The organism is Virgisporangium aliadipatigenens, assembly GCF_016863615.1.
Classification (GTDB): Bacteria; Actinomycetota; Actinomycetes; order Mycobacteriales; family Micromonosporaceae; genus Virgisporangium; species Virgisporangium aliadipatigenens.
In genome coordinates this window covers 254,303-270,302 of sequence record NZ_BOPF01000009.1, presented here as the reverse complement: position 1 = coordinate 270,302, position 16,000 = coordinate 254,303, and the positions used below count along the sequence as shown (strand labels likewise).

General features: G+C 73.0%; 16 protein-coding genes. 9 read left to right on the top strand and 7 right to left on the bottom strand.

Annotated features, from left to right (window positions below; translation table 11 throughout):
• Positions 1-2 precede the first annotated feature (2 nt).
• Positions 3-575 carry a dihydrofolate reductase family protein gene (locus tag Val02_RS15530; protein WP_203899824.1) on the top strand — a complete coding sequence of 191 codons (573 nt, stop codon included), beginning with the start codon at positions 3-5 and terminating at the stop codon, positions 573-575.
• Here Val02_RS15530 and Val02_RS15525 read toward each other — a convergent pair.
• On the bottom strand, positions 557-1,267 hold the full coding sequence (locus Val02_RS15525) for a helix-turn-helix domain-containing protein (protein ID WP_373317897.1): 711 nt from the start codon (positions 1,265-1,267) through the stop codon (positions 557-559). The genes Val02_RS15530 and Val02_RS15525 overlap by 19 nt on opposite strands.
• The gene (locus tag Val02_RS15520; RefSeq protein ID WP_203899749.1) at positions 1,264-4,497 is read right to left on the bottom strand and encodes an ATP-binding protein; all 3,234 of its coding nucleotides are present in this window, start codon (positions 4,495-4,497) and stop codon (positions 1,264-1,266) included. The genes Val02_RS15525 and Val02_RS15520 overlap by 4 nt, the downstream gene beginning before the upstream one ends.
• A 124-nt stretch (positions 4,498-4,621) precedes the next feature.
• Here Val02_RS15520 and Val02_RS15515 point away from each other — a divergent pair, with 124 nt between their 5' ends.
• Positions 4,622-5,266 (top strand): DUF998 domain-containing protein, encoded by a 645-nt coding sequence (locus tag Val02_RS15515; RefSeq protein WP_203899748.1) that lies wholly within the window; start codon positions 4,622-4,624, stop codon positions 5,264-5,266.
• 11 nt (positions 5,267-5,277) lie between these two features.
• The gene (locus Val02_RS15510; RefSeq protein ID WP_203899747.1) at positions 5,278-6,411 is read left to right on the top strand and encodes an FAD-dependent oxidoreductase; all 1,134 of its coding nucleotides are present in this window, start codon (positions 5,278-5,280) and stop codon (positions 6,409-6,411) included.
• Between the two features lie 28 nt (positions 6,412-6,439).
• On the opposite strand, the gene Val02_RS15505 is transcribed toward Val02_RS15510, so the two are convergent.
• Positions 6,440-7,660: a glycosyltransferase gene (locus tag Val02_RS15505; RefSeq protein ID WP_203899746.1), complete on the bottom strand. Its 1,221-nt coding sequence runs from the start codon at positions 7,658-7,660 to the stop codon at positions 6,440-6,442.
• A gap of 57 nt (positions 7,661-7,717) precedes the next feature.
• Entirely contained in the window at positions 7,718-8,101 is a 384-nt protein-coding gene (locus Val02_RS15500) for a hypothetical protein (protein WP_203899745.1), read from the bottom strand.
• A gap of 113 nt (positions 8,102-8,214) precedes the next feature.
• Between Val02_RS15500 and Val02_RS15495 the strand changes: the two genes are divergently transcribed.
• From Val02_RS15495 to Val02_RS15485, 3 genes are read left to right on the top strand one after another with little or no spacing between them, the layout of a single operon-like run.
• The gene (locus Val02_RS15495) at positions 8,215-9,318 is read left to right on the top strand and encodes a sensor histidine kinase (protein WP_203899744.1); all 1,104 of its coding nucleotides are present in this window, start codon (positions 8,215-8,217) and stop codon (positions 9,316-9,318) included.
• A complete protein-coding gene (locus Val02_RS15490; RefSeq protein WP_203899743.1) occupies positions 9,306-9,959 on the top strand; it encodes a response regulator transcription factor in 654 nt (217 codons plus the stop codon). The genes Val02_RS15495 and Val02_RS15490 overlap by 13 nt, the downstream gene beginning before the upstream one ends.
• Positions 9,956-10,375: a hypothetical protein gene (locus Val02_RS15485; RefSeq protein ID WP_203899742.1), complete on the top strand. Its 420-nt coding sequence runs from the start codon at positions 9,956-9,958 to the stop codon at positions 10,373-10,375. Before Val02_RS15490 ends, Val02_RS15485 begins: the two co-directional genes overlap by 4 nt.
• Here Val02_RS15485 and Val02_RS15480 read toward each other — a convergent pair.
• Positions 10,351-11,829 (bottom strand): M1 family metallopeptidase, encoded by a 1,479-nt coding sequence (locus tag Val02_RS15480; RefSeq protein ID WP_203899741.1) that lies wholly within the window; start codon positions 11,827-11,829, stop codon positions 10,351-10,353. The genes Val02_RS15485 and Val02_RS15480 overlap by 25 nt on opposite strands.
• Positions 11,830-12,133: 304 nt before the next feature.
• Between Val02_RS15480 and Val02_RS15475 the strand changes: the two genes are divergently transcribed.
• On the top strand, positions 12,134-13,453 hold the full coding sequence (locus Val02_RS15475; RefSeq protein WP_203899740.1) for a hypothetical protein: 1,320 nt from the start codon (positions 12,134-12,136) through the stop codon (positions 13,451-13,453).
• 10 nt (positions 13,454-13,463) lie between these two features.
• Positions 13,464-13,667 (top strand): hypothetical protein, encoded by a 204-nt coding sequence (locus Val02_RS15470; RefSeq protein ID WP_203899739.1) that lies wholly within the window; start codon positions 13,464-13,466, stop codon positions 13,665-13,667.
• A 13-nt stretch (positions 13,668-13,680) separates the two neighbouring features.
• Here Val02_RS15470 and Val02_RS15465 read toward each other — a convergent pair whose 3' ends face one another.
• Positions 13,681-14,472, bottom strand: coding sequence for an SDR family oxidoreductase (locus Val02_RS15465; RefSeq protein ID WP_203899738.1), 792 nt, complete (start codon positions 14,470-14,472; stop codon positions 13,681-13,683).
• Positions 14,473-14,610: 138 nt separating this feature from the next.
• Between Val02_RS15465 and Val02_RS15460 the strand changes: the two genes are divergently transcribed.
• A complete protein-coding gene (locus Val02_RS15460) occupies positions 14,611-15,495 on the top strand; it encodes a helix-turn-helix domain-containing protein (protein ID WP_275415577.1) in 885 nt (294 codons plus the stop codon).
• Positions 15,496-15,498: 3 nt separating this feature from the next.
• On the opposite strand, the gene Val02_RS15455 is transcribed toward Val02_RS15460, so the two are convergent.
• Entirely contained in the window at positions 15,499-15,984 is a 486-nt protein-coding gene (locus Val02_RS15455; protein ID WP_203899737.1) for a hypothetical protein, read from the bottom strand.
• Between the last annotated feature and the right edge of the window lie 16 nt (positions 15,985-16,000).

Sequence of the window (16,000 nt, the reverse complement as noted above, 5' to 3'; positions counted from 1 at the left end):
CGATGCGCGAACTGGTCTACACCGGGTTCATGTCGGTGGACGGCGTGGTGGACTCGCCGGGCGGTGGGCCGGGGGAGGAGCACCGCAGCGGCGGTTGGGTGGCGCACGACTTCCTGCCCGAGGCGTTCGCGCTCAAGGGCGAGGAACTGGCCGACACGACGGCGTTGCTGTTCGGGCGTCGCAGCTACGAGGCGTTCGCGCCGGTGTGGCGGGACTCCGAGGATCACGCCGCCTACAAGGAACTGCCGAAGTACGTGCTGTCGAGCACGCTGCCCGACGACGCGCTGGTCGACGGGTGGGGGCCGACCACGATCCTGCGTTCGAGCGCGGAGGTCGCCGCGCTCAAGGAGACCGCGGGCGGGGCGATCTTCATCCACGGCAGCGCGGAGACGGCCCGCCGGCTCTCCGACGCCGGCCTCATCGACCGGTACCACCTGCTCGTGTTCCCGGTGCTGCTCGGTGCGGGCAAGAGGCTGTTCAGCACGGCCGATCGGGACGGGCAGCGGCTGCGCCTGCGGGAGTCCGAGGCGTACAAGAACGGCGTGCTGAAGGTGATCTACGAGGTGGTGCGCTGATCGAGGGAGAGGGCTAGCGCGCCGCCGCTGCCGTCGCGGAGCTGGCCCGCGGTCCGTCCCACGTAGCGGCGCAGCGCCCGGGCCAGGTGCGGCTCGTCGAAGTAGCCGAACGCGGCGACGGCGTCGGCCACCGGGTCGCCGAGCGCGAGGCGGGTGGCGGCCGTGCGGGCGCGCTCGATCTGCCGCACGGCGCCGTGGGTCAGGCCCGTCGCCGCCCGGAACCGCCGTTCGACCGTCCGATCCGACACCGGCGGACGGTGACCGCGCAGCACCTCGGTGACCAGCGGGTCACGCCCGACCGTCCCGGCGCGGACCAGGCGGCCGACCAGGGCCTCGGCGTCGTCGGCACCGGGGGTCTCCCAGCGCGAACCGTCGAGGCGGAAGCCGCGGCGGGTGGTGTCCGACAGCGCGGCCCCGGCGTCGACGAGCGCCGACGCCGGGAGGTTGCGCAGGGAGGTGCCGACGGCGAACTCGATGCCGACGAACGTGGCGCCCTCCGGCACCGGCGCGGTACCGGTCGCGGTCTCGGGGCCGGAGACGGCCGCGAACGCCTCGCCGGCACGCGTCCAGAACACCAGCCCCCAGCTGGCCGTGGCGACGGAGGTCATCTCGGTGACGCGCTCGCTCGTGCAGGTCCACACGCAGTCGACCCACGGCGAGTCCGACCCGCGAACGGCGAACGTCAGGCTCACGGGGCGAACAGTACGGCACGCAGCCGGGCGCGCGCCGTTTCCCCGTCCGCCTCCCGGCCCCGCGCGTAGGACGCGGCGAACCCCTCCTCGCCCAGCGCGGCCCGGCCCCGCCGGGTGAGTTCGCGGACCTGCGGGTCGGTGCGGTCGTGCGCACCCCGCAGCCGCGCGGCGACCCCGAGCAGCGCGGCCGACTCGTCGGGCCGCCCCAGGGTGTCGGCGAGTGCGGCGGCGTGCACCGCGACCGGCGCCAGGATCGGCAGTTCGCGGGTCGCCGCCGCGGACCCGTACGCCGCGCGCAGCGCCCGCTGCGCACCGGGCGGATCGCCCAGGGCCAGGCGGAGCGCGACCCGCGCGCTGTCGACCACGGCCCGGGCGTGGTCGGTGCGCAGCGCGTCCCGTTCGGCGTCGTCGAGCAGGGCGCGCGCCCGGTCCGGTTCGCCGAGCCGCAGCCGCAGCGTTGCCTCCCACGCCGCGACCAGCACCCGCATCTCCGTCGAGGACGCCCGCCGCGCGCGCTCCCGGGCGGTGGCGAGGACCTCGGTCGCCCGGTCCAGGTCGCCGCGCCGCAGCCGCAGGTCGAGCCGGAGCAGATCGCCGTGGAACTCGTCGCCGAGGCTGAGCGCCCCGAACTCCCCGGCCAGGGCGCGGGCCTCGTCGAGGTCGGCGAGCGCCCCGTCGAGATCGTCGTAGCGGCGCACCCGCGCCCGCATCGACAGCACGGCGGCGCGGGCCCAATCGTCGCCGGACCGCCCGAAGCGTTCCAGGGCGGTCTCCACGTGCCCGAGCATCCGGTCGAGCGCACCCGTGTTCTCGGCGATCTCGGCCAGGAACAGGTGGGCCAGCCCGGCCGTCCAGCCGTCGTCGCCGTCGGCCAGGCGTCGGAAGTTCTCGAGCGGGTCCTGCTCGTCGCGCAGGAAGAGCAGGATCGGGCCGATCACGCGATGGTGACCGGGCAGGTCCGGGTGGGCGATGAGCCGGTCGGCGAGTTCGCGCATCTGCGCGCGGTCCCGCTCGGCCTCGCCGGCGGTGATCCCGGACAGGACGTCGGCCCGGTGCAGCAGGAGGGCGGCGCGGGCGCAGTCGCGTTCGGGCGTCGGCCCGCCGCCGGGCACCGCCAGCGCCTCGCCCAGCCAGTGCACGGCGTCGGCGTGCCGGCCCGACATCTGCCAGTACCAGGTGAGGGCCAGGGTGAGCGCGATCGCGCCGGTCGCGTCGTGGGTGGCGCAGCGGTGCCGCAGGGCGGCGAGCGTGTTGTCGTACTCGGCGGCGACGACCCGCACGGCGGCGCGCTGACCGGGCCCGCGCAGCAGCGGGTCGTGTTCGGCCACGAGCCCGGCGAAGTACGCCGCAGCCAGGTCGCGGACCGGGTCGAGGTCGCCGGCGGCGCGCAGCCGTTCGGTGCCGTACTCGCGGATGGTCTCCAGCATGCGGTAGCGGCCGGCGCCCGGGCCCAGCTGCAGCAGCGAACGGTCGACCAGCGCGGCGAGCAGGTTCGGGATCTCCTCGGCGGGCACGCCGGTGCCGGCGCACACGGCGGCGGCCGAGGCGCGCGTGACGCCGCCCGGCAGGACGGAGATCCGTTCGGCGACGGTGCGCTCGTGCGCGTCGAGCAGCTCCCAGCTCCAGGCGATCACCGCGCGCAGCGTCCGGTGCCGGGGCGGTGCGGTGCGGTTGCCGGCGTTCAGCAGCCGGAACCGGTCGGAGAGCCCGTCGGCCAGATCCGGCAGGGCCAGCGTGCGCAGCCGGGCGGCGGCCAGTTCGAGGGCGAGCGGCAGCCCGTCGAGGCCGCGCACCACCCGCACGACGTCGGCGAGCGTGCTCCCGTCGACGGCGAACCCGGGCCGCACGGCCGTCGCCCGTTCGGTGAACAGCCGCACCGCCGCCGCCGCGCGGGCCCGCTCGACGGTGTCGTCCGGATCGGGCAGCGCGAGCGGGGCCAGCGGCACCAGCGCCTCGCCGTCGACCGCGAGGGGTTCCCGGCTGGTGGCGATGACCCGCAGGCGGGGGCAGCGGGACAGCAGCGCCGAAGCCAGGTGCGCGACGCCGTGGATCAGGTGCTCGCAGTTGTCGAGCAGCAGCAGGATCTCCCGGCCGCGCAGCTCGCCGGCGAGGCCGTCCAGTTCGTCGTCGGGGCCGTGCGGGCGGGCGTCGAGCAGCCGGCCGGCCCGGGGCCCGATGCCGGCGTGCACCGCCGCGGCGATCTTCGTCGGTTCGGCCACCGCCGCGAGGTCGATCAGCCGGGCGCCGTCGGGATAGTCGCGGCCGTAGCGGCGCGCCGCCTCCAACGCGAGCCGGGTCTTCCCGGCGCCGCCCGGGCCGAGCACGGTGACCAGGCGTCCGGAGGCGAGCAGGACCCCGACCCGGTCGAGGTCGTCGTCGCGGCCGACGAAGCTGGTCACCGGTGCCGGCAGATTTTCGGGGGAACCGGCGGAGCGCGGCCGATGCTCGCCGACCGGAGCCGCCGTCGCGGCGCCGCGCAGCAGGCGCAGGTGCCGTTCCCGCAGCGCGGTGCCCGGGTCGGCGCCCAGGGTGTCGGCCAGCCGCTCGCGGACCCGTTCGTAGACGGCCAGCGCCTCGGCCTGGCGCCCCTGCGCCGCGAACGCGTCCATCAGCAGCGCGGCCGCCCGCTCGTGGCCCGGTTCGGCGCCCAGCAGGACACCCAGCCGGCCGGCGGCCGCCTCGGCCAGCCCCAGCGCCAGCTCCGCGTCGGCCAGGTCGGCGACCGTCTCGAACGACACCCGCGCCAACCGGGTGGCGACCGCCGGCGCCACGGCGGCGACGAGCGCGGGTTCGGCGCCCGGATGTTCGCCCCACAGGGCCACGGCCTCGGCAAGCGCCGCACGGGCCGCCTCCGGATCACCCGCCCGTAGCCGCTCCCGCCCGGCGGCCGCGCACCGCTCGAAGCGCACCGCGTCGACATCCGACGGCTGCACGGCCAACCGGTACCCGGCCGCGTCCTGCGCGACGGTGTCCCGGGCGGCGCCGGCCGGGTCGAGGGCCCGCCGCAGCCGGGAGACCAGGTTCTGCAGCGCGGCGGCGGGAGCGGACGGCGGCTCCTCCGCCCAGATCGCGCCGATCAGCACGGCCGGCTCGACGGCGTGGCCACCGGCGAGCGCCAGGCGCACCAGCAGCCCCCGCAGCCGCGCCCCGGGAACGGTCAGCACGACCTCGCCGCGGGTCACCCGGAACGCGTCGAGCAGCGTGACGCGCAGCCGATCGTTCCCCCGCATCGCCCGATCTTCGCGCGTCGCCGCCGCGCGGCCCAAATCGACGGCCGGCCGGTGACAGCGCCGTGGGAGTGCCGTGGGAGCGCCCCGGGCCAGTCTTCGCGGGCCGGACCACCAGGAGGGAACCATGAACGACATTCGACAGCGACGCGCGGCCGCGGCGGCGCTCATCGCCAGCGGCGGCGTCTACTTCACCGCGGAGTTCATCGCCGCGGCGGCGTGGAGCGATCCGCCCTACAGCTACACGCACCACTTCATCAGCAATCTCGGGGTGCACGGCCCGCTCACCGCGTTCGGGCAGTACATGTACTCGCCGCTCGCGTGGGTGATGAACAGCGGCTTCTTCCTGTCGGGGTTCGCCGCGCTGGTCGGCGTCGCCCTGCTGCGCGGCCTGCCGGGTCGGCGCCGCGCGGCGCTGATCGCGGCCGGGTCGGTGCTGGCGGTCGGCATGGCTCTGGTGGCGGCGTTCCCGGGATCGGGGGACGACGGCACGGCCGACTATCACGGGCTGGGCGCCATGGCCGGGTTCGTCGCGGGCAACGTGCTGTCGATGCTGCTCGGCCGGGCGCACCGGCAGCTCGGCATCTCGCCGGGGTTGGGCCGGGTCCTGGTGGCGTTCGGGATCGCCGGGCTGCTCTCGCTGGTGGCCTTCGGGACGGTGCTCGCCTCCGGCGCCGGCGTCCTCATCGGGCTGTGCGAACGCGGCATCATCTATCCGTTCCTGATCGGGTTCATCCTCGTGGGCGCGGCCATCCGGAAGTCCCGGGCGTGAGGGAGAACATCATGGAACCCGCGGTCACGATCATCGGTGCCGGCCTCGGCGGGCTGGTTCTCGCCCGGGTGCTGCACCTGCACGGCATCACCGCCGCCGTCTACGAGGCCGACGCGTCACCGACGGCGCGCGCCCAGGGCGGCCTGCTCGACATCCACGACTACAACGGGCAGCTCGCGCTCGAGGCGGCCGGCCTGCTGACGGCGTTCGACCGAATCGTCCTGCAGGGCCGGCAGGCCATGCGGTTTCTCACCCCGGACGGCACGGTCGTCTTCGACAAGCGCGACGACGGCACCGGCGGGCGTCCCGAGGTGCAACGCGCCGACCTGCGCGGGCTCCTGCTCGACGCGCTCCCGGCGGGCACCGTCCGGTGGGGGCGCCGGGTCGCCGGCGTGCGCGGCCTCGGCGGCGGACGGCACGAGGTGCGCTTCGCCGACGGCGGCACGGTGGAGACGAACCTGCTGGTCGGCGCGGACGGGGCCTGGTCGCGGGTGCGCCCGCTGCTGTCCGACGCCGTCCCCGAGTACGCCGGCGAGGCATACGTCGAGACGTACCTGTACGACGCCGACACCCGCCACCGGGCGGCGGCGCGGGCGGTCGGCGACGGCTCGATGATGGCGCCCGGCGACGGCAAGGGCATCTTCGCCCACCGCGAACGCGGCGACACCCTGCACGCGTACATCTCCCTGACCCGCCCGCTGGAATGGTTCGACGCCGTCGACTTCACCGATCCGGCCGCCGCTTCCCGGATCGCGCGGGAGTTCGACGGCTGGGCGCCGGAACTGACCGCGCTGATCACCGACACCGACAGCGGAACGACGCTGCGCCCGCACTACGGGCTGCCGCTCGGCCACCGCTGGGAACGGGTGCCGGGCGTGACCCTGGTCGGCGACGCCGCACACCTGGTCCCCCCGAACGGCGAGGGCGCCAACCTGGCCATGCTCGACGGCGCCGAACTGGCCCGGGCCATCGCCGCCCGGCCCGGCGACGTCGAGTCCGCGCTCGCCGATTACGAACGGGCGATGTTCCCGCGCACGGCCGAGGTGCCGCGGGACGAGGAGCTGATGGAGAGCCTCTTCGGCGACAACCCGCCCGAGGGCCTCCTCGAACTCCTCGCCGAGCAGCCGCCCGGTCCTCCTCGCTGAGGCCATCACTTCGCCCGGGACCGCCGCGTCAGGCGCTCACCCGACGGTCCCGGGCCGACCGTCCACGCCGCCGCGAGCCGTCGAAGAACGGGTCGGTCCACTCGTGGCACATGCTCAGGTAGGCGTTCGCCGCGTCGCGTCCCTTCAGTTCGTGCAGGTACGCGCCGATCAGCGCGTCGAGGTGGCGGCCCTGCGGGTCGAGGCCGCTGCGGGCGACCGTGTCCGCGTCCTTGCGCGCCCGGGTGGCGGCCAGCAGCGCGGCCGGGGTGGCGCCGGCGCCGTGGAACAGTTCGTGCAGGCCCCGGAAGTAGACGGTGTCGGGGCTCGCCGGCGGGCTCATCCGGTCGAGCCGCCGGCAGTACTCGAACACCTGGATCCAGTCGCCGAGCTGGGCCAGCCGGGTGCAGGCGTGGGCGAGCGCCCGGCGGTGGTACGACTCGGGCGAGTGCCGGTCGCCGCGGCCGCGCCGGTCGGCGCCGGTGAGCGCGGTGCACAGTTCGACGATGGCGGCGCTGTCCATGTCCCACATACCGTCCCGCAGGGCGAAGAAGATCCAGCGCGGGTTCTCCGGCTCGTCGTGCCGGGCGCGGGCGGCCAACACCGTGTTGCGTTCGCGTTTGCCCTTCGCCTTGGCGATCTGCGGCCGGTAGCCGTCGTGCAGCAGCCCCAGTTCGACGCCCAGCAGGCCGGGAACGACGTCCAGCCCCGGCACGTGGGGATACTCGTGCACCGCGCCGTGCCAGCGCAGCGACCAGGTCGGCATGATGCGGGCGATGTCGCGGTACTGCACGCCGCTGTCGGCGTCGATGATGTTCGGCGCCAATGCGGCCAGCCCGATGTCGGGGTCCGTCTCGAAGCCGCTGAGGCAGGGGCGCAGCAGTTCGGCGGTGCCCGGGGCGAGCCACTCGTCGGCGTCGACGAACATGATCCAGCCGGTCCGGGCGCGTTTCATGGCCGCGTTGCGGGCCGCCGCGAACGAGTTCTCCCACCGGCGGCTCACCACCTCGAGCCGCGGGTCGCTCCGCTCGGCGACGACGGCAAGCGTCCGGTCGGTCGAACCGGTGTCCAGCACCAGCACGGCGTCGACCGGCGCGGCCAGCACACTGTCGAGACAGCGGCCGATGGCGCGCTCCTCGTCGCGGGCCACGACGGCGACCGTCACCGGCCACGGGGCCGGCAGCGGCGCTAGGTCCAGGGAGCCGGCCGCGGGTATGGGTTCGTAGACGTTGCGCAGGAACGGCGATGACACGGATCCTCCAGCCGTAGGCGGGGCCCCGGCCCGGGTGGACCGGGGCGCCGCGAGATCTCAAGCCGCTCGGCACGCCTTCGTCGCGAAGTCGCCGGAGGAGCACGGGCTGCGGTAGCTGGACCAGAAGTGGTGGCAGGTCATGACGTGCCCGCCGCTGGACTTCGTCTCCGTGCGGCGGTACTCGTGCTTGGTCGACGCGTACAGCGAGCAGAACTTGTAGTGGGTCGACCGGACGAAGTTCGGCTTCACGCAGGCGTCGGCCGCGGTGGCGGGCGTCGGGTTCAGCGCGAACAGCCCGCCGATCAGCGCGGCTGCCAGGCCGGTCACCACCAGGCGCTTGCGTCGCCGACCCGGGCGGGGGGTCTGCGACGCGGTCGGCTCGTCGGCCCCGCCGAACTCGTTTTCGAGATCGTCGAGAAACTCGGTTTTCGCGGCGTTCATCGCCTGCCTCCTCCATTGGCGTACACCGGGGTCGGTGCACGGCAATTGGACAGGCGGGAAGCCGTCGACAGGGTTCGCTGGCACGTAGTTGCCAGTGGCTACCGTGGGGACCCATGATCGAGGACGAGCCCGCTCGCCGGCGCGGCCTCTGGACGGCCACCGTTCACGTGGTGACCGGGCTGCCCGTGGCGCTGCTCGGCGTGGCGCTGCTGCTGCCGCCGCTGGTGGTCGTTCCGGTGTCGGCCGGGCCGCTGCGCGGGGTGCTCGCCAGGCGCACCGCCGCGCAGCGTCAACGCTTCGCCGCGCTGCTGAACGTCGCCATCCCCGAGGTCGGCGGTGCCGCGGCGCTGCGCCGGCAGGCGGCGTTCCACCTGCTGGCGGTGCCGTTCGGGGCGGCCGCGTTCGCCGTCGTGGTGGGCAGCGCGTCGACCGGGCTGGGGCTGCTGTTCGCCGCGGGGCAGCGGCCGGTGTTCGCGGTCTCCGGGGTGGGGCTGCTGGTGGTGGCGGCCGTCGCGGTGCGGTGGCTGGTGCGCCTGGACGCGCTGCTGGCCCGGCGCCTGCTCGGCCCGAACGCCACCGAGGCCCTGAACGCGCGCCTGCGCGAACTGACCCGGGCCCGCACGGAGGCCGTCGCCGCCGCCGACGGGGAACGCCGCCGCATCGAACGCGACCTGCACGACGGCACCCAGCAGCGGCTCGTCTCGCTGGCGATGACGCTCGGCCTGCTGCGCACCGAGGTGCCCGACGGGCCGGCCCGCGACCTGGTCGAACAGGCCCACCGGCAGGCCAAGGCGACCCTGGCGGAACTGCGCGACTTCGTCCGCGGCCTGCACCCGGCCGTGCTGAACGACCGGGGCCTGGACGCCGCCCTGTCCGGTCTGGTCGCCGGTGCGCCGCAACCGGTGCAGCTGCGCGTCGACGTGGCGCGGCGCTGCCCGCCGGTGATCGAGGCGATCGCGTACTTCGTGGTCTCCGAGGCGCTGACCAACGTCGCCCGCCACGCCCGCGCCGAGCGGGTCGAGGTGGCCGTCGTCCGGGACGCGGACCGGCTGCGCCTGACCGTCATCGACGACGGCGTCGGGGGAGCGGCCGACCGGCCCGGCGGCGGCCTGCGCGGGCTGGCGCAACGGGTCGGTTCGGTCGACGGCGCGTTGCGGATCGAGAGCCCGACGGGCGGACCGACGCTGGTGGAGGTGGAGTTGCCGTGCGGGTCGTGATCGCCGAGGACTCGGTGCTGCTGCGGGCCGGACTGACCCAGGTGCTCGCCAGCCGCGGTATCGAGGTGGTCGCCGCGGTCGCCGACCCCGACGCCTTACTGCATGCGGTCGAACGACTTCAGCCCGACCTCGCCCTGGTGGACGTGCGGATGCCGCCGACGTTCACCGACGAGGGCGTGCGGGCGGCCGGGCTGCTCAAGCGGCGCCGGCCGGAGACCGCTGTGCTGCTGCTGTCCCAGTACGTGGAGGAACGGTACGCCGCCGACCTGCTCGTCGCGTACACCGGCGGCCTCGGCTATCTGCTGAAGGACCGGGTGGCCGACGTCGACGAGTTCGTCGAGGCGGTGCGTCGGGTGGCCGCCGGCGGGACGGCGCTGGACCCGGAGGTGGTGGCCCAGCTGCTGGCCCGCCGCCGCACGAGTCCGATGCGCCGGCTGACCCCGCGGGAGACCGAGGTGCTGGCCGCCATGGCGGAGGGGCGTTCGAACTCGGCGATCGCGTCGGCCCTGGCCATCGGCGCCCACTCGGTGGAGAAGCACGTCAACAGCATCTTCGCGAAGCTCGGCCTGGTGCCGGCCGACACCGACCACCGCCGCGTGCTCGCCGTCCTGCACTACCTGGAGAACGGCGGACGCGCGTGAGGTGGCGGGTCGGCGGCTCCCTCTTCACGGTGCTGGTGCTGCTGATCGGCGCCGTCACGGCCGCGACGGCGATGACCGGACAGGACAGCAGCGGCACCACCAGACATCCCGGCGTGCGCCGCGTGATCGTGCACAACCCCGCCGGGCCGGTGACGGTGCGCGGCGGCGGTGCGGAGGTCGTCGCGCACCACCGCCTCGCCTGGGCGCTGACGAAGCCGTGGCTCGACGAACGCCTCGACGGCTCGGTCCTGACGCTGAACGCCGAGTGTGCGCCGCCCCGCGGGTTCCACATATCGGTGAAGTGCGAAGTGGCCTACGACATCGAGGTGCCGACGGACATCGACCTCGAGGCGACCGCCTCCGGAACGGTCGCCGTCACCGGCGTGCGCGGTCAGGTGGCCGTCCAGTCGGGGTGACCCGGCATCGGCGGGATCGTCGTGCCGTACAGCCACCCGGTCAGGAACGGCCCCAGGTCCTCGCCGGCCACCCGCGACGCGAGGGCGATGAAGTCCTGCGACGAGGCCGACTTCCCGCGGAACGCCGACAGCCAGCTCCGTTCCAACCGCTCGAACGTCGCGGCGCCGATCTTCTCCTGCAGGGCGTAGAGGACCAGTGCGCCACCCTGGTAGACGTTCGGGTTGAAGACGTGGAAGAACGACGTCGAGTCCTTCGGCGCGCCGACCGGGCCGTGCTCGGCGCGGAAGCGGTTGCCCATCGTGTAGACCGCCTTGAAGTAGGCCTGCCGGTCGGGCATGCCGCCGTACTTGTCGAACGTGCCGGCCTCCTCCTCGTGCATCAGTTCGTAGAAGTGCGCGTGGCCCTCGTTCAGCCAGATGTCGGTCCACGCCCAGGGCGAGACGCTGTCGCCGAACCAGTGGTGCGCCAGCTCGTGCGTCATGATCGCGGCGGCTCCGTAGGCGTCGGGCAACGCGAAGAGCCCGGTGTCGTAGAGCGAGAGGGTCTGCGTCTCCAACGCGCCGCCGAGTTCGGCCTCCACGACCAGAGAGCCGTAGTTGTCGAACGGGTACGCGCCCACCTTGCCCTCCATCCACACCAGCTGCGCGCGTTCCTGCTCGAGGCGGGGCAGCAGTTCGGCGGCGAGCCGGCGCGGCACCACGTCCCGGACGGCGGTGCGCCCGACCGGCGGCCGGCTGTGCACCACGAAGTCGCCGACGGCGACCTGCAGGAGTTCGCTCGCCATCGGCTGCGCCTGCCGATACGTCGCACTGACGAACCCGTTCGCGGTCCGCGTACCGCGCGGGACACCGCTGGCCGTACCCGTCCACCCCTGCGGCACGGTCAACGTGACGGTGTACGTCGCCTTGTCCCGCGGATGATTGTTGTTCGGGAACAGCAGCTGCGACGCCGCGGGCTGCCCGGCCAGCACCGTGCCGTCCGGGGTGGCGAGGAAGCCCATCATCGAGTCGTCGGCCGGCGGGGCCGGTGTGGCGGTGAAGCCGCTGACCGTCACGGTGAACCGGCGCCCGGCCGGCAGGAAGCGCCACGGCGTGACGATGAGTTCACTGCCCTCCCGCGTGAACCGCGCCGGACGGCCGTTCACCGAGACCGCACCGACGTCGCCCCCGGCGAAGTCGAGGTTGAACCGGGACAGGTTCTGCGTCGCCTCGGCCACGATGGTGACGTCGCCGGCGACGGTCTGCTTCGGATCCTTCGTGCGGTGCACCAGCCTCAGGTCGTAGTCGCGCACGTCGTACCCGCCGTTGCCGAGCGACGGGTACAACCGGTCGCCGAGACCGGCCGCACCGGGGGTCGGTGCGGTATCCGCGTACGAGGTGCCGGTCACCGCCAACAGCGCGCCGGCGACACCGGCCACGACGGTGGCGGAGATCAGCCTGGATCTGCGGGACATGACGCTCCTTCTGCGATCGGACGGACCGCATCAGGATCGAAGATCGTGCACCGCACCAGAACCCGGCTGGCGCCCCCCGCGGGGGTAAGGCAGTCCCTACCCCTATCAAAGCTGCCGCCGTGTGTACCCGTACACATTTCTCGGGCCGGCATCCGTCGCGCCGCGCATGAATGGAAATGGATGGCCGATCGGGTGACCGGATTAAGGATGATCGGATGCCTTTTTCGGGGCCGCGGAGTCGTACGGAATTGCAAGAATGGCGAGCGTTCGCCGTTGGTGATCGTGGATCTGTGCGAGGTGCGTGATGACCGGCGATGAAGTGATCATTGCGGCGTTGACGGCGCGGGTGATGCCCGAGTCGTCGCAGGCGGCAAGGGCGGCCGTCGACGGATTGCGCACGGAATTCAAGAACCTCCTGCACGAACGGTTGCCGGGTGGTCCGGTACAGGCGCAGCTGGACGCGCGGTCGGCCGATGAGCCTTGGGTGTGGGCGGATCGCCTCGCCGCGGGTCTCGCGGAGTGCGGCGCCGACCGGGACGAAGGGATCCTGTTCGCCGCGCGACGACTCCTGGCGTTGACGGATCCGGCGGGAACGCAGGCCGGCAAGTACGCGATAACGTTCGAGGACGGCACCGGAGTGCAGGTCGGTGACCGGAATCTGCAACACAATGTGAATGCGGCGCCGGACTCGACGGTGGCCGTGGGCGGCCGAGACGCATACAGCGTCACCGGTGATCGCAATCGAATCAACTCCCCGGAGGACAAGAGGAAATACCTGGGGTTGGGATTCTTCCCGAGTTTCGTCAACGCGCATCCGTTGATTTCCTCGGTCGTGGTCGTCGTCGGGGTCGTCGTTGCCGTTACGGTCTTTACGCAAAGTTCGCACGGTTCGGACGACTCCGACCGCTCGCCGCGTTCCGGTGCGGCGGTGCCCTCCGGCAGCGGCCGCGGATCCGCGAGTGTCGTGCCGGGGCAGGGGCCCTCGAGTCCCGGCAATCTGGCCGGCAAGGTGGAGATCGCCCCCAGGACCGTGAACCTCACGGCCGACGGCACCGAGGACTGGGTCCACTGGGGCTACCTGGCCAGTGACGGCGGCGGCGCGGAATTCATCGGACATCCGGCTCGCCAGGACTGCCCGCGCGACGGTCGCTGTGTCATCCGCCGGCAGGGCGGTACGGCGCTGATCGGTGCACTCACGCCGACCGGATCGTTCGACCAGTCGAAGCTGCCGTTCCGGCTGTACGTGCGAGATGCGTGGAGCACCTTCGCGTGGACCGACGGCACGAACCCCCGGGCCGTCGAGGGTGCCCGGACCGTGCTCTACAACGCGGGCGCCGGCAACGGCTTTCGAATTCAGGTGCCGGCGGACCAGACCGGGCGCCGGCTGCGGTTGTACATAGGAAATTGGAACGGCGCGATCAGAACCACGGCGGCGCTCAGCGACGACCAGGGCACGCCCTACGTCGACACCTCACCGCGGGCATCGTCGTACCACTGGATGTACACGTTCGACTATCGCGCATCGAAGCCCGGGCAGAGCCTGACGGTCACGATCGCGATCACCGACGACTTCGGCGGAGCCAACACCGCCATCAGCGCGGCGACGCTGCAGCGGACGGGGTAGACCGAAGCGCATGACGGACGAAGAGCTGATCGCCATCGCGCGCACCACCGCCGCCGCACGCGGCAAGGGCACGCTCGCCGACGCGCGGATCACCCGCTCCGCCGCGGGAGTCGAGGTCCTGCTCTCCGACCCGGCCTACGCCCGCGGCGGCGGCCTGCTCGTGCTCCTCGACCCCACGACCGGCGCGGTCCTGCGGGTGGTGCCCCAGCTGTAGAACCCGACGCGGCCTACGCGGTGGTGGCGATGCCGCCGTCGACAGGGATCACGGCCCCCGTCAGGTATGCGCCCGCCCGGCTGGCGAGGAACACGACGACACCCGCCATGTCGTCGTCGCGGCCGATCCGGCGCAATGGGGCCGACGCTGCGACCTTCTCGCCGACCCGATCGAGGATCTCCGCCGTCATCGTCGACCGGAACGGTCCGGGCGCCACGGCGTTGACGGTGACGTGCTGCGGGCCCAGTTCCTTGGCGAGGACCCTGGTGAGCTGATGCAGTGCGGCCTTGCTGCTGGAGTACGAGTAGTTCGGCCGCTGCGGGATGTGGATTGCGGCGATGCTGCCGATGTTGATGACCCGCGCGGGATCGTCGGCGGTGCCGGCCCTGCGAAGTGCCGGCAGCAGCTCCTGGACCAGCCAGAACGGCGACTTCAGGTTCAGGTCGACGACCGTGTCCCAGGCCGCGTCCGGGAACGTCTCCAGCGGCTCGTCCCATACGGCGCCCGCGTTGTTGACCAGAATGTCGAGGCGCTCGGAGTCGGCGGTGACGAGGCCGGACAGTCGTCGACACTCGTCGTGGCGGGACAGGTCGGCGGGGACGGCCCGCACCTCACCGAACGTCGACAGCTGTTCCTGTGCCCGAGCGCATGCCTCCGCGTCGCGGGAACTGATGACCACGCGCACGCCCGCCTGGAGAAGGCCACGCGTGATCATCATCCCGATGCCCCTGGTGCCACCGGTGACGAGCGCGCGCTTTCCGCTCAGATCGAACAGTTCCGCGTGCGTGGTGAATGGGTTGACCATCACTTGCCGCCTTTCTCGTCGGTCGTGCGGGCCGTGTCCCTGCCATGGAATCCCGCGTCGCGCGGGGCTGGGAGTTGCCGCTCTTCCGGGTAACGGCAGTACCTCCCGGCGCACCGCCGCGCGACCTACGGTGGTGACGTGACCGGCAGCCGGAGGCATGAGCGGGCGAACGAGGTGCGGGAGTTCCTCAGTACCCGTCGCGCCCGTATGACGCCCCAGCAGGCGGGGCTGCCGGTCTTCGGGGTCAATCGGCGGGTGGCCGGGTTGCGCCGGGAGGAGGTGGCGCTGCTGGCCGGGATGAGCGTCGACTACTACATCCGCCTCGAGCGCGGAAACCTGCGTGGCGCCTCGGATTCGGTGCTGGACTCCCTGTCCCACGCGCTTCGGCTCGACGACGCCGAGCGGGCCTACCTCTACGACCTGGCCCGCGCGGCCACCGCGTCCGAGCGTCGGCCATCCGCCGCGACCGGGCGGATCCGACCGGTGGTTCGGCGGATGCTCGACGCGATGACCGGCCTGCCGGCCTACATCCGCAACGGGCGGTTCGACATCCTCGCCGCCAACGCGCTCGGCCGGGCGCTGTACGCCCCGGTCTACGATTCCCCGCTGTTCGCGCAGCGTAGTCCGGTCAACACCGCGCGGTTCCTGTTCCTCGATCCGGGTTCCGCCGATTTCTGGCCCGAGTGGGAGAAGGCCGCGAACGACTCGGTCGCCTTTCTCCGCACCGAGACCGGCCGCTCGCCGCAGGACAAGAGCCTGACGGACCTGATCGGCGAGCTCTCCACGAGGAGCGACGAGTTCGCCCGGCGGTGGGCCAGGCACGACGTGAAGTTCCACCGCTCCGACGTGAAGCGACTCCGTCACCCGCTCGTCGGGGACCTGGCCCTGCCCTTCGAGGCCCTCGATCTGCCCGCTGACCCCGGGCTCCGGATCGGCGTCTACTCGCCCGAGCCCGACTCACCCGAACGCCGGGCACTCGACCTGCTCGCCAGTTGGACCGGCTCGACCGCACTCGAGCACTGACGTTCAGTCGGTCGCGGTGCGCAGTCCGACGACGCTGTGCCGGACGAGCTCGGGCGGAAGGTCCCGTCCCGAGGCCCTCCTGGACAGTTCGTCGAGTTCGTTCAGCAGTGCGGGCGCGGGCTGTCCGAGCACGATCATGACGAGGACGAGTTCGAGCACGACCCGGTCGTATTCGTGCGAGGTGCGCCGGTGGCGTTCCAGTTCGGACTCGACGACCGCGGTGCCGATCCGCCAACCGTGCGGTTGCGCGGGCACCATCGTGGCGGCGAATATCTCGAAGCCGGTCCAGCTGCGGTGCACGAAGACCGTCTGTTCCTCGACGAAGACGTCCCACCGCTCGTCCATGTCCCGGGACGCGTAGCCGCGCCGGATCCGCCGCCACTCGTCGTCGGAGAACACCCGTTCCGGCAACGCGAGCATCGGGATCGGCGCCACGATCGGCTTGACGTTGCGCAGCGAGGACCGGGTCACCGGCTCGGACGTCGACATCCGTAGATCGTAGGCG

Bases quoted from the DNA above. Each gene is read 5' to 3' on its own strand.
- Val02_RS15510 (WP_203899747.1), top strand. From the start codon at position 5,278: ATGGAACCCGCGGTCACGATCATCGGTGCCGGCCTCGGCGGGCTGGTT.
- Val02_RS15465 (WP_203899738.1), bottom strand. From the start codon at position 14,472: ATGGTCAACCCATTCACCACGCACGCGGAACTGTTCGATCTGAGCGGA.
- Val02_RS15475 (WP_203899740.1), top strand. From the start codon at position 12,134: ATGACCGGCGATGAAGTGATCATTGCGGCGTTGACGGCGCGGGTGATG.
- Val02_RS15500 (WP_203899745.1), bottom strand. From the start codon at position 8,101: ATGAACGCCGCGAAAACCGAGTTTCTCGACGATCTCGAAAACGAGTTC.
- Val02_RS15470 (WP_203899739.1), top strand. From the start codon at position 13,464: ATGACGGACGAAGAGCTGATCGCCATCGCGCGCACCACCGCCGCCGCA.
- Val02_RS15515 (WP_203899748.1), top strand. From the start codon at position 4,622: ATGAACGACATTCGACAGCGACGCGCGGCCGCGGCGGCGCTCATCGCC.
- Val02_RS15530 (WP_203899824.1), top strand. From the start codon at position 3: ATGCGCGAACTGGTCTACACCGGGTTCATGTCGGTGGACGGCGTGGTG.
- Val02_RS15455 (WP_203899737.1), bottom strand. From the start codon at position 15,984: ATGTCGACGTCCGAGCCGGTGACCCGGTCCTCGCTGCGCAACGTCAAG.
- Val02_RS15480 (WP_203899741.1), bottom strand. From the start codon at position 11,829: ATGTCCCGCAGATCCAGGCTGATCTCCGCCACCGTCGTGGCCGGTGTC.
- Val02_RS15520 (WP_203899749.1), bottom strand. From the start codon at position 4,497: ATGCGGGGGAACGATCGGCTGCGCGTCACGCTGCTCGACGCGTTCCGG.
- Val02_RS15495 (WP_203899744.1), top strand. From the start codon at position 8,215: ATGATCGAGGACGAGCCCGCTCGCCGGCGCGGCCTCTGGACGGCCACC.